At 41.2% G+C, this 15164-nt stretch carries 10 protein-coding genes and 1 pseudogene; 5 read left to right on the top strand and 6 right to left on the bottom strand.

The features are described 5' to 3' along the window. Positions 1-39: 39 nt before the first annotated feature. Both JO943_RS12890 and JO943_RS12885 read left to right on the top strand, forming a co-directional pair. Positions 40-2805, top strand: a complete 2766-nt coding sequence (locus JO943_RS12890) for a type VI secretion system Vgr family protein (RefSeq protein ID WP_202740977.1) — start codon at positions 40-42, stop codon at positions 2803-2805. 6 nt (positions 2806-2811) lie between these two features. Further along, entirely contained in the window at positions 2812-5799 is a 2988-nt protein-coding gene (locus JO943_RS12885; protein WP_202740976.1) for a hypothetical protein, read from the top strand. A gap of 24 nt (positions 5800-5823) precedes the next feature. On the opposite strand, the gene JO943_RS12880 is transcribed toward JO943_RS12885, so the two are convergent. The 3 genes from JO943_RS12880 to JO943_RS12870 all read right to left on the bottom strand — a co-directional run bounded on the left by JO943_RS12880 (position 5824) and on the right by JO943_RS12870 (position 9027). Next, the gene (locus JO943_RS12880) at positions 5824-6816 is read right to left on the bottom strand and encodes an SUMF1/EgtB/PvdO family nonheme iron enzyme (protein ID WP_202740975.1); all 993 of its coding nucleotides are present in this window, start codon (positions 6814-6816) and stop codon (positions 5824-5826) included. Between the two features lie 202 nt (positions 6817-7018). Further along, a complete protein-coding gene (locus JO943_RS12875) occupies positions 7019-7996 on the bottom strand; it encodes a formylglycine-generating enzyme family protein (RefSeq protein ID WP_202741115.1) in 978 nt (325 codons plus the stop codon). A gap of 29 nt (positions 7997-8025) precedes the next feature. Continuing rightward, a complete protein-coding gene (locus JO943_RS12870; RefSeq protein WP_202740974.1) occupies positions 8026-9027 on the bottom strand; it encodes an SUMF1/EgtB/PvdO family nonheme iron enzyme in 1002 nt (333 codons plus the stop codon). A 456-nt stretch (positions 9028-9483) separates the two neighbouring features. Between JO943_RS12870 and JO943_RS12865 the strand changes: the two genes are divergently transcribed. Further along, positions 9484-10263, top strand: coding sequence for a tetratricopeptide repeat protein (locus tag JO943_RS12865; protein WP_202740973.1), 780 nt, complete (start codon positions 9484-9486; stop codon positions 10261-10263). An 80-nt stretch (positions 10264-10343) separates the two neighbouring features. Here JO943_RS12865 and trmB read toward each other — a convergent pair whose 3' ends face one another. Then, positions 10344-11060, bottom strand: coding sequence for a tRNA (guanosine(46)-N7)-methyltransferase TrmB (gene trmB, locus JO943_RS12860; protein WP_005231014.1), 717 nt, complete (start codon positions 11058-11060; stop codon positions 10344-10346). Positions 11061-11243: 183 nt separating this feature from the next. On the opposite strand from trmB, the gene JO943_RS12855 reads away from it, so the two are divergent. Both JO943_RS12855 and JO943_RS12850 read left to right on the top strand, forming a co-directional pair. Further along, positions 11244-13685 (top strand): ExeM/NucH family extracellular endonuclease, encoded by a 2442-nt coding sequence (locus tag JO943_RS12855; protein WP_202740972.1) that lies wholly within the window; start codon positions 11244-11246, stop codon positions 13683-13685. Between the two features lie 205 nt (positions 13686-13890). After that, complete coding sequence (locus JO943_RS12850) at positions 13891-14502, top strand: glutathione binding-like protein (protein WP_202740971.1); 612 nt, start codon at positions 13891-13893, stop codon at positions 14500-14502. A gap of 52 nt (positions 14503-14554) precedes the next feature. Here the strand turns inward: JO943_RS12850 and JO943_RS12845 are convergent, their stop codons facing one another. Next, a complete protein-coding gene (locus JO943_RS12845) occupies positions 14555-14899 on the bottom strand; it encodes a hypothetical protein (RefSeq protein WP_005231011.1) in 345 nt (114 codons plus the stop codon). Positions 14900-15044: 145 nt separating this feature from the next. Further along, positions 15045-15164, bottom strand: a pseudogene (locus tag JO943_RS12840) (pyridine nucleotide-disulfide oxidoreductase); the annotation flags it as partial.

Below are 15164 nucleotides of genomic sequence, written 5' to 3'. Positions count from 1 at the left end.
ATAATATTAATAAAATTTTATTTTATATTTTATAAAAAGATGTTGGCTAATATATTTCAAGCTTTAGAGAGTCTCGGCCTTACAGCACAAAAACGTGCCATTCATATTCAGTTTTCGAATCAAAATTTAAATACCCAAGTTTTCCTGCAACGCATTGATGGCCAGCATGCGCTGAATGCCGGTTTTAAGGCTGAGCTGATCTGCCTGTCGACCAATGCCAGCATTCCCTTGAAACAGTTCATCGGCAGCCAGGCAGCCATTGATACCGTCACCGATCAGGGACAACTCAGCCGTGTCACAGGCATTATCACGCAAGCCTTGCAAGGCCAGTCGGACGGTAGTTTAACCCTCTATAAACTCACTTTAGAAGATCCAACGGCTCTGTGGAAACAACGCCGTAACAGCCGCGTGTTTATGAATAAAAGCGTGCGCGATGTGGTGGAAGTTGTCTTTAAAGAATGGCAACAAAAAAGTCCCTTGTTTGCCTCCAGCCTAACGTTGGACCTCAGTGGACTCAGTCAGGATTCCGATGTCCGCCCATTCATAATGCAGTCCAATGAGAGCGACTATGACTTTCTCACTCGTTTGCTGCGTAGCGAAGGCATCAACTGGCTGGTAGATGAAGCAGAACGAATCGTTCCACAAAGTAGTGCTGCGATTCAGCCACAAAAACTGCGTCTGATTGACGACAATAGCCAGTACCAAGCTTTAGAGCGTCGCCAGATCCGTTATCACCGCAGCAGTGCCACCGAACAATACGACAGCATGACCAGTCTGGTCGGACAACGCTCATTACAACCGAGCAGCGTACATGTACAACGCTGGCAAGCCGATGCACTGGAACAGGAAGACGGTGCAGGCAGTGTCCAAAGCACGCATAAGCACAGCGAACAACATGACAATGCCAGTCTCGGTCTGGAACAGGCCTGGCATTTTTCACCGGCATGGATGCAAGACCTGAATGGTGAAGATGGTGCAACCTCATCGGGCAATGCCCAGATTGAAAAGCTGAATCAGAACCTCGGACAATATTACGACCTACAATCCAAACAGTTTGTAGCGAAGACCACCGTCCGTGACACCCATGTCGGTTACTGGTTTGAACTGGCAGAACACCCTGAAATTGATCAACACGATGGCAGTGATAAAGAATTCCTGATCACAGGCAAACACTTCTACAACCAGAACAACTTGCCTAAAGATTTGCACCAGCAAATTCATCAGCTATTGGCCCAAAGCAACTGGCAGCCAAGCCAACAAAGCAATACAGAAGAACGCCAAGCCAATCAACTGACGTTGCAACGCCGCAATATCAAAACGGTTCCTGAATTTAACCCCTTACAACACCGCCCAGCCGCTTCACCACAACGTGCCAAAGTGGTTGGGCCAAGCGGCGAAGAAATCCATGTCGATGAATGGGGACGTATCAAAGTCCGCTTTCTGTTTACCCGTAGTGAAGACCATAGTCACGATGGTGGTGCAGGGGCCAATGACAACGATACCGATTCAGCCTGGGTCGATGTACTGACGCCTTGGGCGGGGGAAGGCTATGGCGCACGCTTCCTGCCGCGTATCGATGAAATCGTGGTGATCGACTTCTTTGATGGCAATATTGACCGTCCATTTGTGGTTGGTCGGATTCACGAAGCGCATCGTAGTCCAAGCAAATTCGACAATGCCGGTAAGCTGCCAGATACCAAAAAACTGGCGGGGATCAAATCGAAAGAATATCAGGGCGAAGGTTTTAACCAACTGCGTTTTGATGACACCACCGGACAGATCAGCGCACAACTGCAAAGCAGCCATGCTGCCAGCCAGCTCAACTTAGGTAAACTGAGTCATCCCAAAGACAAGGCAGAAAGCGAAGACCGAGGTGAAGGTTTTGAACTGCGTACCGACCAATGGGGTGCGGTACGTGCAGGCGAAGGCTTACTTGTTTCTACGCACAAGCAGGATCAAGCCCAAGGCGAACATCTGGATGCACAGCCTGCCAAGCAACAGCTTGAAGGCAACCAAAACAATGCCAAAGCCTTAAGCGAAGTGGCCAAGAACCAGCAGACCGATGAAATTGAATCGATTGATCAACTGAAAGAGTTTGCTGATGAAATTGAAGCGGATATTGCCAAGTTTAACAAGGCCATGCTGTTATTGAGTTCGCCAGCAGGCATTGGCCTGAGCACTAATGAAGATATTCATTTATCTGCGGACGGGCAGATCAATCAGTTTGCCGGTGATAGTATCAACTTAAGCACGCAAAAAAATCTGGTAGCTCATGTCAGTGGAAAAGTGAGCCTGTTTGCCGCACAGAATGGGATTAAGCAGGTTGTTGCCAAAGGTAAGTTTGAAGTTCAGGCCCAATCGGATGGCATGGATTTACTGGCCAAGCAAGGTATTCAGATTATTTCAACCGAAGACCGCATTGAGATTACCAGTCCGAAAGAAATCGTGATTACCGCTGGTGGTTCCCAGATCAAGTTGGATGGTTCGGGTATATTCCCAGTAACAGGCGGTAAGTTTGAGGTCAAGGCGGGGCAACATTTGTTTATGGGGGGAGCGAAGGTTGAGGCTCCAGAAAGGAAATTTAATAGCTCTCCATGTTATTTGACTTTTGAGATTGTGGATTTAGAAGGTAAACCTGCGAAAAATGTAGAATATATTGCATTTAGAGCAGATGGAACTCAGCAAACTGGTCGCACAAATGCGGCAGGCCAAACTCAAAGATTCACAACAGAGAGTTCAGAGAAGATTTCGATTCATATTAATGATGAAAATGCTTCTAAATATAAGCTGGTAACAAAGGGTTAGAAAATAATGAATAAGTATAATGTTATTGAAAAAACGATTATTTTTTATAACCAAAGAAACAAAGTCTTGCCAAATGTGAATTACACTCTCTTTTTTTTTCCTAAACAGGGGAGTCGTATTACCTATACGGGGGTAACCGATGATAAGGGGCAGACTAAGCCAGTTGAAATTAGTGAAAATGGGACGTTACATGTTTTTGTTCAGGGTCATGAAACCATTTTTAGTCCTAAAAAGCTGATTAAACCTGTTTTGGCTGAAGGGACAAATGTTATTGAAATTCAAGATAGTCGTTTAGAGAACAATATCAAGTTTATAACAAAAGAGCAGTTCGAGCTTCAGCAGGAAAAATCCAAAAAATTACGTGCTGAACTAAAAGAGCAGGCGAAGAAAAATCCTAAAGGCAATTTTTTTAATTTATCTAAAATGCCACCAACATTTAATCAGGGTGTACAAAAACTTGAACAAAGTTTCGATATGTCTTATGAGGAATATAAAAAGAAAAATACTACGATTATAAAGTCCAAAAAATATTTGAAATTTAAAATGTATGTGTTGTACCGCTTTGTTGATAGCCGAGGTAAAGGTATTCCTAATATGAGCTATCAGATTTTTGGAGAGGGGCAAAGTAAACCTTTAGTCGGTTTTAGACCAACACCAACAGATCAAAAAGGTTATACCAAACAAGCGGATACTTATCTGAAAAGCCAAATTAAATATCAAATGGGAAGCACATCAAAGACAAGTGAGTTATATGAACCAATTACTTGTGTAGATAAGCAGGATATCAGGTTGGTTGTTTTCCCAACAGCCTCAGCGAATACCAATCCAGATATTAACAATAAAGCCAGTTTAGGTGAGAATCAGAAACCACCCATTGTGATCAATCCATCTGACAATGAGGTTTTGGTACTTCCTCCTGCACTTTATGCAGAATTTGATCGAAAAACAAAAATTTTATCTGATGCAATAAAGGAAGTTCATCATTCTAATAGTGAATTAACAAGAGCAATTCAAAGTAGAGATCTTGAGCAAATCAAGGAACTCGAGAAAAGGTTGAATATCAATCAGGAAAAAGCCATTGAAAAAATTAATGGTGAATTTAAACAAGTTGCAGACCTCAAAGAGGTATGGATTGTTGAGACAACTGGTGAAAAGAATCAGAGTGCTTCCAAATATAATTTGGTAAGACGTTATCTGCGTGTTTCTGATTATAAGAGCTATAGCCAGAGGCGCTTAAATGAAGAAAAGGAAGTCAAGATTAAGCAGGAAAATGGTCAGGTTGCTCCGCCAAGTCTTATCAAAAAGGAATTTGATAAACTCGCAAAACAGTTATTGACCGCTAAAAAATCAGTGGGTGGGGATAAAGCCGTTTATAACCTGATTGGTGGTTTGGGGGGGGAAATTGCTGAAGAATATGTTAGCAGCAGTGACATTACGGTGAGTCAGGAAGCCCAGTGGATGCGTATGGTGGCCGGTTCTAGCGGTGAAGGCATGATCAGTGCATCCTCAAAGGGTGTCAAAATGAAAGTGAGCGGGGATGCATCTGCCAAATGGACATTATTCGAAGGTGTAAAAGAGTGGCGTAAGTTTTATCCTTGTGAAACTGGTTGGGCTCTTGAGCTGGGAAACTATGATTTAGGTACGATTCGTTTTTTAATAGGTGCAGAGTTATCGGGCTTCTCTGGGGCAAATCTTGGGATTGCAGGAAATTTATCAGTAGATATTAGCCATCAAGGTGCGACGCAAGTATTAACTGCAGCAGTGCGAGAACCTGGACAATCGATGGCAAATATGCTGAATCGTGAGCGTAAACCCGTATTTCAGCCAGCAAAAGGTGATCTAAAAGAAATTGCGGCGGCTCAGGAAAGTGGTAAGCCCCAAGCAACGGTAGGAATTAATGCTTTTGTGGGTGCACAAATACAAGGTGTGCTCAAAGGTGGCATTGAATGGTTTAAGCCGAATATAGATAAAGGAGGAGAAGGCGAATTTGTTACCATTGCTGCTGCGACAGGTGGAGGCGGGGTTAGTGCTGGAGCTGGAGCACAAGGACAATTTCAGATTATTTATGATGACGGATGTTTTAAAATACGCGCTGCTGCCCATCTATGTTGGGGGGTAGGGGCAAAAGGGGTTGCAACTTTTACGGTAGGTACCGAGCATATTCTTAATTATATCGGATTTATTAAATTACAGTTATTACAGGCTGGGTTTAGAAGTCTAGTCTATATTGCCAGTAAAGCATTCTCTTTACTTTCACAAGCGTTGGCATATTGTATTGGTGATAATCATCCAATAACTGAAGGTTTTCAAGATGCAGCAGTCTTTTTTACTGGTTGGGTAGGGAGATTAGATATTGATCAAGGTCGTTTAAAAACTGCGAATCATGTGAACTCCGCTAAAGGACGGGAGGAACTCATCATTGCGCCTCCTGAAACCAAAGGAATTCTCCTATATGCAGTCACTCATTGGACGAGTAGTACGGCTCCGATTTTTGATATTCATGTGTCATTTAGCAGTTTAGAGATCAAGTTTTTTCCTGCCCGAAAGACAGCGGTAATTAATATCTTAAAAACCTGTATTACGACTGCAGAATGGCAAAATACTATTCAACATATTCATCCCTTGGGTGAAAAGTTAACCCGAGATCAATTCGGTAAAGTTGAAGGGGATTTGATTCGGTTTTTAAATTATGGGGAAAATCCCAAATATGCCGAAGATATCATTCGTTGTATTAACCAAGGTATTGATTATGCGGGAACCAATATTAATCAATGGTTAAAAGATTATTTAAAATATCGTAAGGGTGCTAAAGCAGTTACAGGTACGTCCTGGAATTATATGTTAGTAAGAAATCAGGATGATCAGCGTTTTGAACAGTTCAAGATACAACAGGGAATGTCCAGAGGTTTTGAAGAGCAAACATTGATGGCCAGCAATCTTGAAATCTTAGCGCCTTTTGAGCAGGATGAATCAGAGAAGGTGTACCATGTTTAAGGTACACCTTAGAAAGTATGAGAATTAAGGATTTACAGCACACCGTACTGAATTGTATTGATTTAAATCAATATTATACTTTTTGATTCTTGGATCTTTTGCACGTACTGGGTCTTCAACAGGATGCATCGCATGACGTTGCATGGTTAAGCCTTTTCCTCCCATATGCATATTCTGGCCATCATCAGGTGCAGAACTACGTACAACTTTTAATGTACCTGAGGCAGGGCCTTGTGGATTTTTTTCAGGGGATTTACTGTAATATTCAGGATCGTACCAGTCCAGCATCCATTCATAGTTATCGGTAAGCATGTCATAAAAGCCTAATGGGCTAGCGGGATATTGTTGTAAAACAGGAATATCTTTTAATGCTTTATATTTTTTATTGGATGCTTTTCTTTGTTCAAAACTCCAGATATTACGTCCAATATCGATTTTGCCATTGTCGGTTGCATATAGGACATATTGGCCACGATTACGGGCAGCATATTCCCACTGTGCTTCTGTAGGCAAATCCATTTTTACATTAAGTTGCTGACCGAGCCATTGGCAATAGTCTCGAGCTTGTTGCCAATTAATTCCTGCGGCAGCTGTAGGAGCACGTTCTTGAATTGAAAATTCATCGAATGTTCCAATCTTCTTTTGTCCAGTGATATTAGTATAGATATCAAAATCAGCATAAGTGGCTTTGGTAGCACTTAATTGAAAGTCATCTAAAGTGACTTTATGCAAGGGCTTGCTGTCACCTTTACCATCGTAAGGAAGTTTATCGGCACTATGTTCAGGGCCGAAATCACCCATCATAAAAGTTCCCCCCTTGACTAAAATAAGGTTCTTTTTTGTTTTTTCTAGGAGTTGTTGTAATTGCTTTTGCTGTTCGGCAGACAGGTTTTTTTGGGCAACTGGTGTTTGTGTCTTTTGGCTAGAATCTGAGGTGGGTTTTGCACATGCGGTTAAAGCAGTGCTGGAAAGCAGAATAATCGCAAGGTTTTGTTTAATCATCTTTTTTAAAATCATTGGGTTGCGGATATTGTTAGAATTTTAAGACAGTTTTGCGGGATTGAAAAGAAACATTGTGTTAAGTATTAAAACCAAATGTGAAGTTAAAATTTTCTCATATTTTTACTTGAATTGATGTGATGGTCTTCGGTGTTTTAAATAGGAGGAAGATGGAGCTAAGGTGTACCATGTTTAAGTTACACCTTAGAGAGCATATAAATTAAGGGTTTACAGCGCAACGTACTGAATTGTATTGATTTAAATCTAAATTGTATTTTTTAACAAGTTCTGATTTAGCGCGTTTTGGATCCTCTACAGGATGCATCGCGTGACGTTGCATAGTTAAGCCCTTTCCTCCCATATGCATATTCTGACCATCATCAGGCGCAGAACTACGTACAACTTTTAATGTACCTGTTGCAGGGCCTTTCGGATTTTTTTCAGGGGCCTTGCGGTAATATTCCGGATCATACCAGTCCAGTATCCATTCATAGTTGTCGGTAAGCATGTCATAAAAGCCTAAAGGGCTTGGAGGAAATTGCTGGAGTGTAGATACATTTTTTCTTGCTTTGAATTTTCTATTAGAGGCTTTTTTCTGCTCAAAGCTCCAGATATTACGACCAATATCCATTTTGCCATTGTCGGTTGCATAAAGAACATATTGACCACGATTACGGGCAGCATATTCCCATTGGGCTTCTGTAGGTAAATCCATTTTTAAATTAAGTTGTTGGCCGAGCCATTGGCAATAGTCTCGAGCTTGTTGCCAATTAATTCCTGCGGCAGCTGTAGGAATACGATATTTAATTGAAAGTTCATCGAATGTTCCAACCTTCTTTTGTCCAGTGATATCAGTATAGACATCAAAATCGGCATAGGTGGCTTTGGTAGCACTTAATTGAAAGTCATCTAAAGTGACTTTATGCAAGGGCTTGCTGTCACCTTTACCATCGTAAGGAAGTTTATCGGCACTATGTTCAGGGCCGAAATCACCCATCATAAAAGTTCCACCCTTGACTAAAATAAGGTTCTTTTTTGTTTTTTCTAGGAGTTGCTGTAATTGCTTTTGTTGTTCGGCAGGCAGGTTTTTCTGGGCAACTGGTGTTTGTGTCTTTTGGCTAGAATCTGAAGCGGGTTTTGCACATGCAGTTAAGGCTATACTAGAAAATATAATAGCTATAAGGGTGGGTTTAATCATTTTTTTAAAACCTAAAATTGAATGCTGACTTAAAAAGAATGTGGAAGATTGGCGACGCAACGTACCCCATATAAACGATAGGTCATTTTATTTTCTTCATTTGATTTTGGTAGGGCATGTGCTCTTTCTATATTAAGACCATCAGCCATCATTAAATTATCGGCACCCATAGGAGCTGTGCTACGCAATACCTTTTCAGTACCAGACTTAGGCCCTTTAGGATTGTCGACAGGTGAGTATTTATAATAATCTTTATCGTACCAGTCATTCATCCATTCATAATTATTGGTGACAAGGTCATAAAAACCTAGCGGATTTGGAGGTGTTTTTCCAAGTACAGGAGTTTCGAGTACTGAATCAGGATTGTTACTATGTCTATAATTGTCATATTGATTTATTTCCCATAAGTTCTTCTCAGGCTCTACTTTGCCTGTATCGGTTGCAAAGACAGTATATTGGCCTTTATTGCGTGCAACATATTCCCATTGTGCTTCAGTTGGCAAGTCCATAGGCGTTCCTACTTGTTGGCCTAGCCACTGGCAATAATCTTTAGCCTGTTGCCAATCCATTCCTGTTGCAATTTCATGGGCGATTTCTGGAGTAAAGAGTTCATTGTAATAGCTCTTAGGTTGTCCGGTTGCCTCAGTAAAAGTATTAAAGTCTTCTAATGTAGTTTTATAGGCACTCATATTAAAGCTGCTCAGTGTCACTTTATGCAGAGTCTTATTGTCATTTCCCGGTGAGAAAGGCAGGTGATCAGGTTTTTCGGTGTTGCCTTTTGGGTTCTTGATTGCCAGGCTGTCAGGAACTGTTTTTTCGAGTTCAGGAGTGACTAGCCCAAAATCGCCCATCAGGTAGCTACCGCCTTCAACAAAGATCATATTCTTTTTGGTTTTTTCCACCAGTTTTTGAATGTTTTGTTGCAGTTCAGGTGAGGCCTTTACAACCTTCTGATTCGTTTCAGGTGCTTTGGCACAAGCGCTTAAAGCTAGGCCTGAGAATAAAATAAAAAATAGCTTCTGCTTTTTCATTCTAAAAAATCAATTGTTTGAATTTAATTGGAAGAAATCTTAATCAATCTAATTAAAATAGTGAAGTTAATTTGTGTTAGTTGCTATTAAGAGGTAATTAAAAACTTCTTACCAATTATAATGTTGTTAGTGCAAAAGTCATATATAAGGCTGCTTATTTTCGATTGATCTATATTAGACCTTGGATTTGATTTCTAGTATTTAACAATATAATCCAATTTTGTTAGCATTTTATTCTTATCCATATTTTAAAAAAGGTGCTATGCCTGATTGTTTCTCTAAAAAATTAAGTAAAATCTCTTCAAAAGTTTGTTTTATGTTTTTTTAATAATCGATCTATTGCTAGAAACAGGTAGACTACTGGAAATAAAAGTTATAATCGTACATTCAATTTTTATATGGATATGAAAATCTGACTATACTCTCGTTTGATCTATACAAAGTATTGATATTGAAATGAAAGAAAAATTTATTGTTATCTTGATTATTTTGACCATTTTTCAATTCAGTGCCTGTTCAAAAGTAACTCGGAATAATCAGGAGGTACAAGCTGAATTGCTCTATCAACAAGGTGGGCGATACTTCTTGGGCCAAGATGTAGCTCAAGATTATATAAAAGCTAAGGCTTTGTTTGAACAAGCAGCGCAACAAGGCTCAGCGATTGCCCAAAATGATCTGGCCGGCATGTATTTCAAGGGCCTTGGGACCGCTAAAAACGAAGAGAAAGCTTTTTACTGGTATGAACGAGCAGCACAGAAAAATTTTCCGGAAGCACAATATAATTTGGGCATTATGTATGACCATGGTCACTATGTGGAAAAAGACCGAAATAAAGCTTTAGCTTTTTATCGGTTATCTGCAGATCAAGGCTACGCTAAAGCTCAATATAATCTGGCAAATGCTTATTCTTCAGGGAGAGGGGTGAAAAAGGATATTGGTCTAGCCATGGAGTTATATGAAAAGGCCGCACAACAGAATATGCCTGAAGCGCAATATAATCTGGCAAATATGTATTCAGATGGTCTGCTGGTACCCAAGAATGAAAAGAGGGCTTTAAAACTATATGAAAGTGCAGCCGAGCAGAATTTCCCTATGGCTCAGCATAATTTAGGTTACCTTTATATAAATGAATATCATAACCTTGAAAAAGCCAAGTACTGGTTTAAAAAAGCCTATGAAAATGGAGTTAAAGAATCAGAAGAGGTGTTAAAACAATTAGAGCATGACTCGCCATAGCCTGATCTCAGTCATGTCAATGTTTATGCAATAAAAAAGCCACTAAACAATTAGTGGCTTCCTTCGAAAACTAAATCGGCTTATTTAATTTTCTTAAAGATAAAGTCATTAATCTTATGGCCAGATTCCAGCCCACGACGCTCGAATTTAGTGACTGGACGCCAGTCTGGGCGAGGGTAGCTATTGCCTTTACCTGCCAGATTTTCCATATCAGGACGGTTATCTAGGATATCAAGCATCCATTCTGCATACGGCTCCCAATCTGTCGCTGCATGGAAAGTCCCACCCAGCTCAAGCTTTTGTTCAACCAGTTGCATACGCTCATGAATGACAAAACGGCGTTTAAAGTGACGTTTCTTCTGCCATGGATCAGGGAAGTAAAGCTGTACACAGTTAATGCTGTTGTCTGGCATTTCACGTAATACCTGAATGGCATCGGCATCCAGTACAAACAGGTTCTTTAAGCCAGCCATACCCGCTTCGTAGACACACTGTGCGATACCAGGCACATGCACTTCAATCCCGACAAAGTTACGTTCAGGATTGGCTTTGGCCATTAACACCAAAGAACGGCCCATACCAAAACCGATTTCAACGGTCAATGGACGTTCAGGATGTTCAAAATGCTGGCGTAAATCACCAACAGGGTATTCCAAAATTAAATCACGATAATCTTCTAAAGCAGTACGTTGTGAAGTATTGAGCGGAGCTGAACGACGCATAAACGTCACAATTTCACGGTGCTCAGGCAAATTGTCGAGTTCCGTAATTTGCGTTTCTAACTGATCGTTTGACATGATTCTGGAGATATAAATATAGAAATGCCGTATTTTAAGTGCTCAGGTGGACAAGTCAAACTTTTAAGTGATTTTATTTAGTCGTTTATTTTTAAAAATGATGAAAACTTGTCAAAAAATCTTCATGGTGCTGTCACAGAACTTGCATAGCCTAATGGCAATTTAAACACTAAGTAAAAAACCATGCATAATTTTAAATACCATTCGATCGCCATTTGTTTAAGCCTGTTGGGCGCATCTTCAATCTTTTCTGCGGCGCATGCACAACTGATGTTTAGTCAGTATGTCGATGGCAGCAGCAATAAAAAGGGGTTGGAAATCTATAACCCCGATGCCACAACGGTCAATCTGGCAGATTATGAAATCCAGCAGTTTAATAATGGCGGCACCGTTAAAACCGCAGCATTTCCCTTACAGGGCAGTTTAGCCAGCAAACAGAAATATCTGATCGGCCGTTCAGAATTACAAGCCCAATTAGGCAATAAGGTTAATCAGGTTGCTGGTCTATCCTTTAATGGTGATGATGCGGTGATATTGCTGTATCGTGGGACACCTGTAGATCTTTTCGGTCGCATTGGCGAGCGCCCAGCAGCAGGTTGGGGTACAACGGTTTTAAGCATGGGTAACAGCTTTAAACGCATTCAAACAGACAATTCAGTCGTGAGTGTTGACCCAACCAGTCCATTTGACCTGGATCAATCCTGGCAGGCCTGGGCGGACCGGAATGACTTTTCGAACTTAAGCGGTTCAACCACCACACCGCTGGTTAGCGATGCGGTCAGCTGTAGCAGTCTTGATACACCGATTGCCAATTTAGCCGACTCAGCTCAGAATCAAAACTATACCATTCGTGGGGTGATCACCGCAGACTATCGTTATAACAACGGTTTCTCCGGTTTCTATGTGCAAACGCCTGATAGCAAAGCAACGCCTAATGTCAGCAATGCCATCTTCGTCTATATTCCTGCAAGTAGTGCCGTAAACGGTGGGCAGGTTGGTGATGAAGTGATCTTGCGTGGTCGTTTAACCAGTTATCAAAACCAGCTTCAATTGGATCAGTTACAGCAGGATATCAAAACCTGTAACCAGAACATGGCATCGCTGATTCAACCGCTGGATTTGAATTTACCCTTTAGCAGTTTGACCGATACGGCGGGGAACTCACCGAAACGTTATCAGGGTATGTTGGTAAAATTACCGCAAACGTTGACGGTCAGTGAAAACTATAATTTCGGTCGTTATGGGGAGTTGTCTTTAAGTCTGGGGCGTCTGTTTATTCCAACCAATCTTTATCCGGCACTTTCAAATGAAGCCAAGGCGTTAGCGCAGCAAAATCTGCTGTCCAAGATTATCTTTGATGATGGCTATAACAATCAAAACCGTGCACCGTGGTTGCCTCAAAACTTTAGTGCTTTAAATACACTGCGTTCAGGCTATCAGTTAAAAAATGCACAAGGTATTTTGGAATACCGTTTTAATGCCTGGCGTGTACAACCGATTGCAGGGGCAAACTTGCCGGAAGTTGTGACCAACACCAATCCGCGGCCAACGATTACGGCTAAGCAAAGTAAACATGTTCGTGTTGCAGCATTTAATGTACTCAACTATGACAATGGCAAGACTGGCTTCCCAACCGAACGTGGTGCAAACAGTCAGGCTGAGTTTGACAAACAGCATGCCAAAATTGTGAGTGCATTAAAATCAATCGATGCTGATGTATATGGCTTGATGGAGATTGCCAATAATGGTTATGGCAGTGACAGCGCGGTTGCCAATCTCACCAAAGCATTAGGGCCAGACTGGAAATATGTCATTCCAGAAGGACTTAATCAGCTGGGTACGGATGTGATTGCGGTTGCGATTATCTATAACAGCAAACGTGTTCAACCCGTGAATAAAGCTGCGATATTGGACCTGGGTGATAAAAACCGTTCAACCATTGCACAATCCTTTAAGCCTGTACAAGGTGGGCAAATCTTTACGGTGATTCCAAATCATCTTAAATCGAAAGGTTGTAAAGGTGTCGATGAAAACTCTCTCGATGCGGATCAACGCGATGGACAAGGGTGCTGGAATCCAACCCGCGTGAAAGCAGTTGAACAACTCACGCAATGGATCGCCAAGAATCCAACTCAGGTCAAAAATCCGAATATTTTATTATTGGGTGATATGAACAGCTATGCCAAAGAAGATCCGATCCTGACTTTTGAAAAAGCCAACTACAAAGTTTTGTTAAATGACAGCAAGGTCGGTGAGGGCAATCAGACTTATAGCTATGTCTTTGGTGTATCGAGCGATGCAGATGGCTATGGTGGTGCAGGTAACCTTGATCACGCCATTGCCGATGCCAATCTGTATAAACGTGTGATTAAAGCCTTTGCCTGGCATATCAATGCCGATGAGCCAACGCTATTGGATTATAACGAAGAATATAAAACCGATGCGCAAAAGGATCTGTTCTTTGCGGCCGATGCCTACCGTTCTTCAGACCATGATCCTGTGATTGTTGATCTGGATATGAAAACCGCAGATTCACAACTTGAACCTGATCATCCGAAACACATGATCGTGGAATTTCTAAATTCGTTATTTGAATGGTTAGGCAAGCTTTTTGGTCGAGCCTAATCCGGTTTCCGTGGCATTGTTTGGTTGTTTTTTCATAAATTAATCAATCGTCACGGAATATAACTTGCAAGGTCGAAAAAAATTTATTAATAGTAGTGGTGTAGATGTTCTTAGCATGAAAGCGATTATAAATTTTAATTCTGTCTGTTCTCGAGTTTCGTAGGAACGTTCTAGAGCATAAGTTGTTAGATAACAAGGATCAATTATGAAGTTGTATTATTCACCTGGCGCATGCTCATTGGCAGCCCACATTATTTTAAATGAAATCAATGTAGATTTTGATTTAGAACGAGTTGATCTAAAAACACATAAAACCTCAAAAGGTGCAGATTATTACGAGATTAATCCAAAGGGTTATGTACCAGCTTTGGAAATTAATCCAGGTTTGATTTTAACCGAGAATGTGGCGATTTTACCGTTTCTTGCGCAACACGATCCGAAGCAGGACCTGATTCCGCCATCAGGTATGGGACGTGCCAAAGTTCTGGAATGGTTGGGGTATTTGAACTCGGAATTGCATGATGCTTATGCGGTTTTCTTTACCGGTAAACTTACCGATGATGAAAAGACCAAAGCCTATGCTGAAGTTGACCGTTTATTGAAATATATCGATAACTATCTGGCTGAATCAGACTGTGATTATCTGGTAGATGATAATTTTGGCCCAGCGGATGCCTATTTGTTTGTGCTGACCAACTGGTCGAATCATATTGAGCATGATTTAACCCCGTATATCAGTGTGATTGCGTTGCGCAATAAAATTGCTGAACGTCAGTCAGTGCAGATTGCCATGCGTGATGAAGGGCTGTTAAGCTAGGACACCCAATAAAAAAGCCTCTGTGAACAGAGGCTTTTTTACGTCAACTCAATTATTGTTGAGCTTTTTCTTTCACGTCAGCAGCACCAGACTCTACTGCACCCGCAACTTTAGCTGTCGCATCACGTGCAGCAGCTTCAGTTTTTGCAGCAGCTTCAGCAGTTGCAGTTGCCGTATGATCAGCAGCAGCATCAATTTGATCGCCCGCTGTATCTACCGCAGTTGCAACATCGCTAGTCGCGTTTTGAGTAGCGTCTTTAATATCAGCACCAGCCTGATCAGCCGCGTGTTCTAAATGTTCACCTGTGGTCGCGCCAGTTTCAGGTGCTTTATCTTTATTACAGCCTACAAGCGCAACAGTAGCAGCAAGACCTAATGCAACAAGTAATTTATTCATTGTCTATTTCCTTTTCTTTGTGGCATCCAATAGGAATGGATAGCAAAAATATAACCATAAACTGCATAAAGAATAAAGTTGAAAATTTGTAAAAACACGCACTTACATCGGAAAACATAAGTGCGTGTTTCATTTTTTAAAGCATTTAAACACCTGAACGGATCATGTAATCAAAGGCAGACAGTGAGGCTTTGGCACCTTCACCGGTAGCAATGATAATTTGCTTGTACGGCACAGTGGTACAGTCACCTGCGGCAAATACACC

Source organism: Acinetobacter sp. 'aerobic (ED)' (assembly GCF_904886855.1).
Taxonomy (GTDB): domain Bacteria; phylum Pseudomonadota; class Gammaproteobacteria; order Pseudomonadales; family Moraxellaceae; genus Acinetobacter; species Acinetobacter courvalinii.
This window is presented reverse-complemented; position numbering and strand designations above follow the sequence as displayed.

What these genes read in the sequence shown, in the direction of transcription:
- trmB (WP_005231014.1), bottom strand. Translation starts at nt 11,060, where the DNA reads ATGTCAAACGATCAGTTAGAAACGCAAATTACGGAACTCGACAATTTG.
- JO943_RS12890 (WP_202740977.1), top strand. Translation starts at nt 40, where the DNA reads ATGTTGGCTAATATATTTCAAGCTTTAGAGAGTCTCGGCCTTACAGCA.
- JO943_RS12880 (WP_202740975.1), bottom strand. Translation starts at nt 6,816, where the DNA reads ATGATTTTAAAAAAGATGATTAAACAAAACCTTGCGATTATTCTGCTT.
- JO943_RS12865 (WP_202740973.1), top strand. Translation starts at nt 9,484, where the DNA reads ATGAAAGAAAAATTTATTGTTATCTTGATTATTTTGACCATTTTTCAA.
- JO943_RS12845 (WP_005231011.1), bottom strand. Translation starts at nt 14,899, where the DNA reads ATGAATAAATTACTTGTTGCATTAGGTCTTGCTGCTACTGTTGCGCTT.
- JO943_RS12875 (WP_202741115.1), bottom strand. Translation starts at nt 7,996, where the DNA reads ATGATTAAACCCACCCTTATAGCTATTATATTTTCTAGTATAGCCTTA.
- JO943_RS12885 (WP_202740976.1), top strand. Translation starts at nt 2,812, where the DNA reads ATGAATAAGTATAATGTTATTGAAAAAACGATTATTTTTTATAACCAA.
- JO943_RS12870 (WP_202740974.1), bottom strand. Translation starts at nt 9,027, where the DNA reads ATGAAAAAGCAGAAGCTATTTTTTATTTTATTCTCAGGCCTAGCTTTA.
- JO943_RS12855 (WP_202740972.1), top strand. Translation starts at nt 11,244, where the DNA reads ATGCATAATTTTAAATACCATTCGATCGCCATTTGTTTAAGCCTGTTG.
- JO943_RS12850 (WP_202740971.1), top strand. Translation starts at nt 13,891, where the DNA reads ATGAAGTTGTATTATTCACCTGGCGCATGCTCATTGGCAGCCCACATT.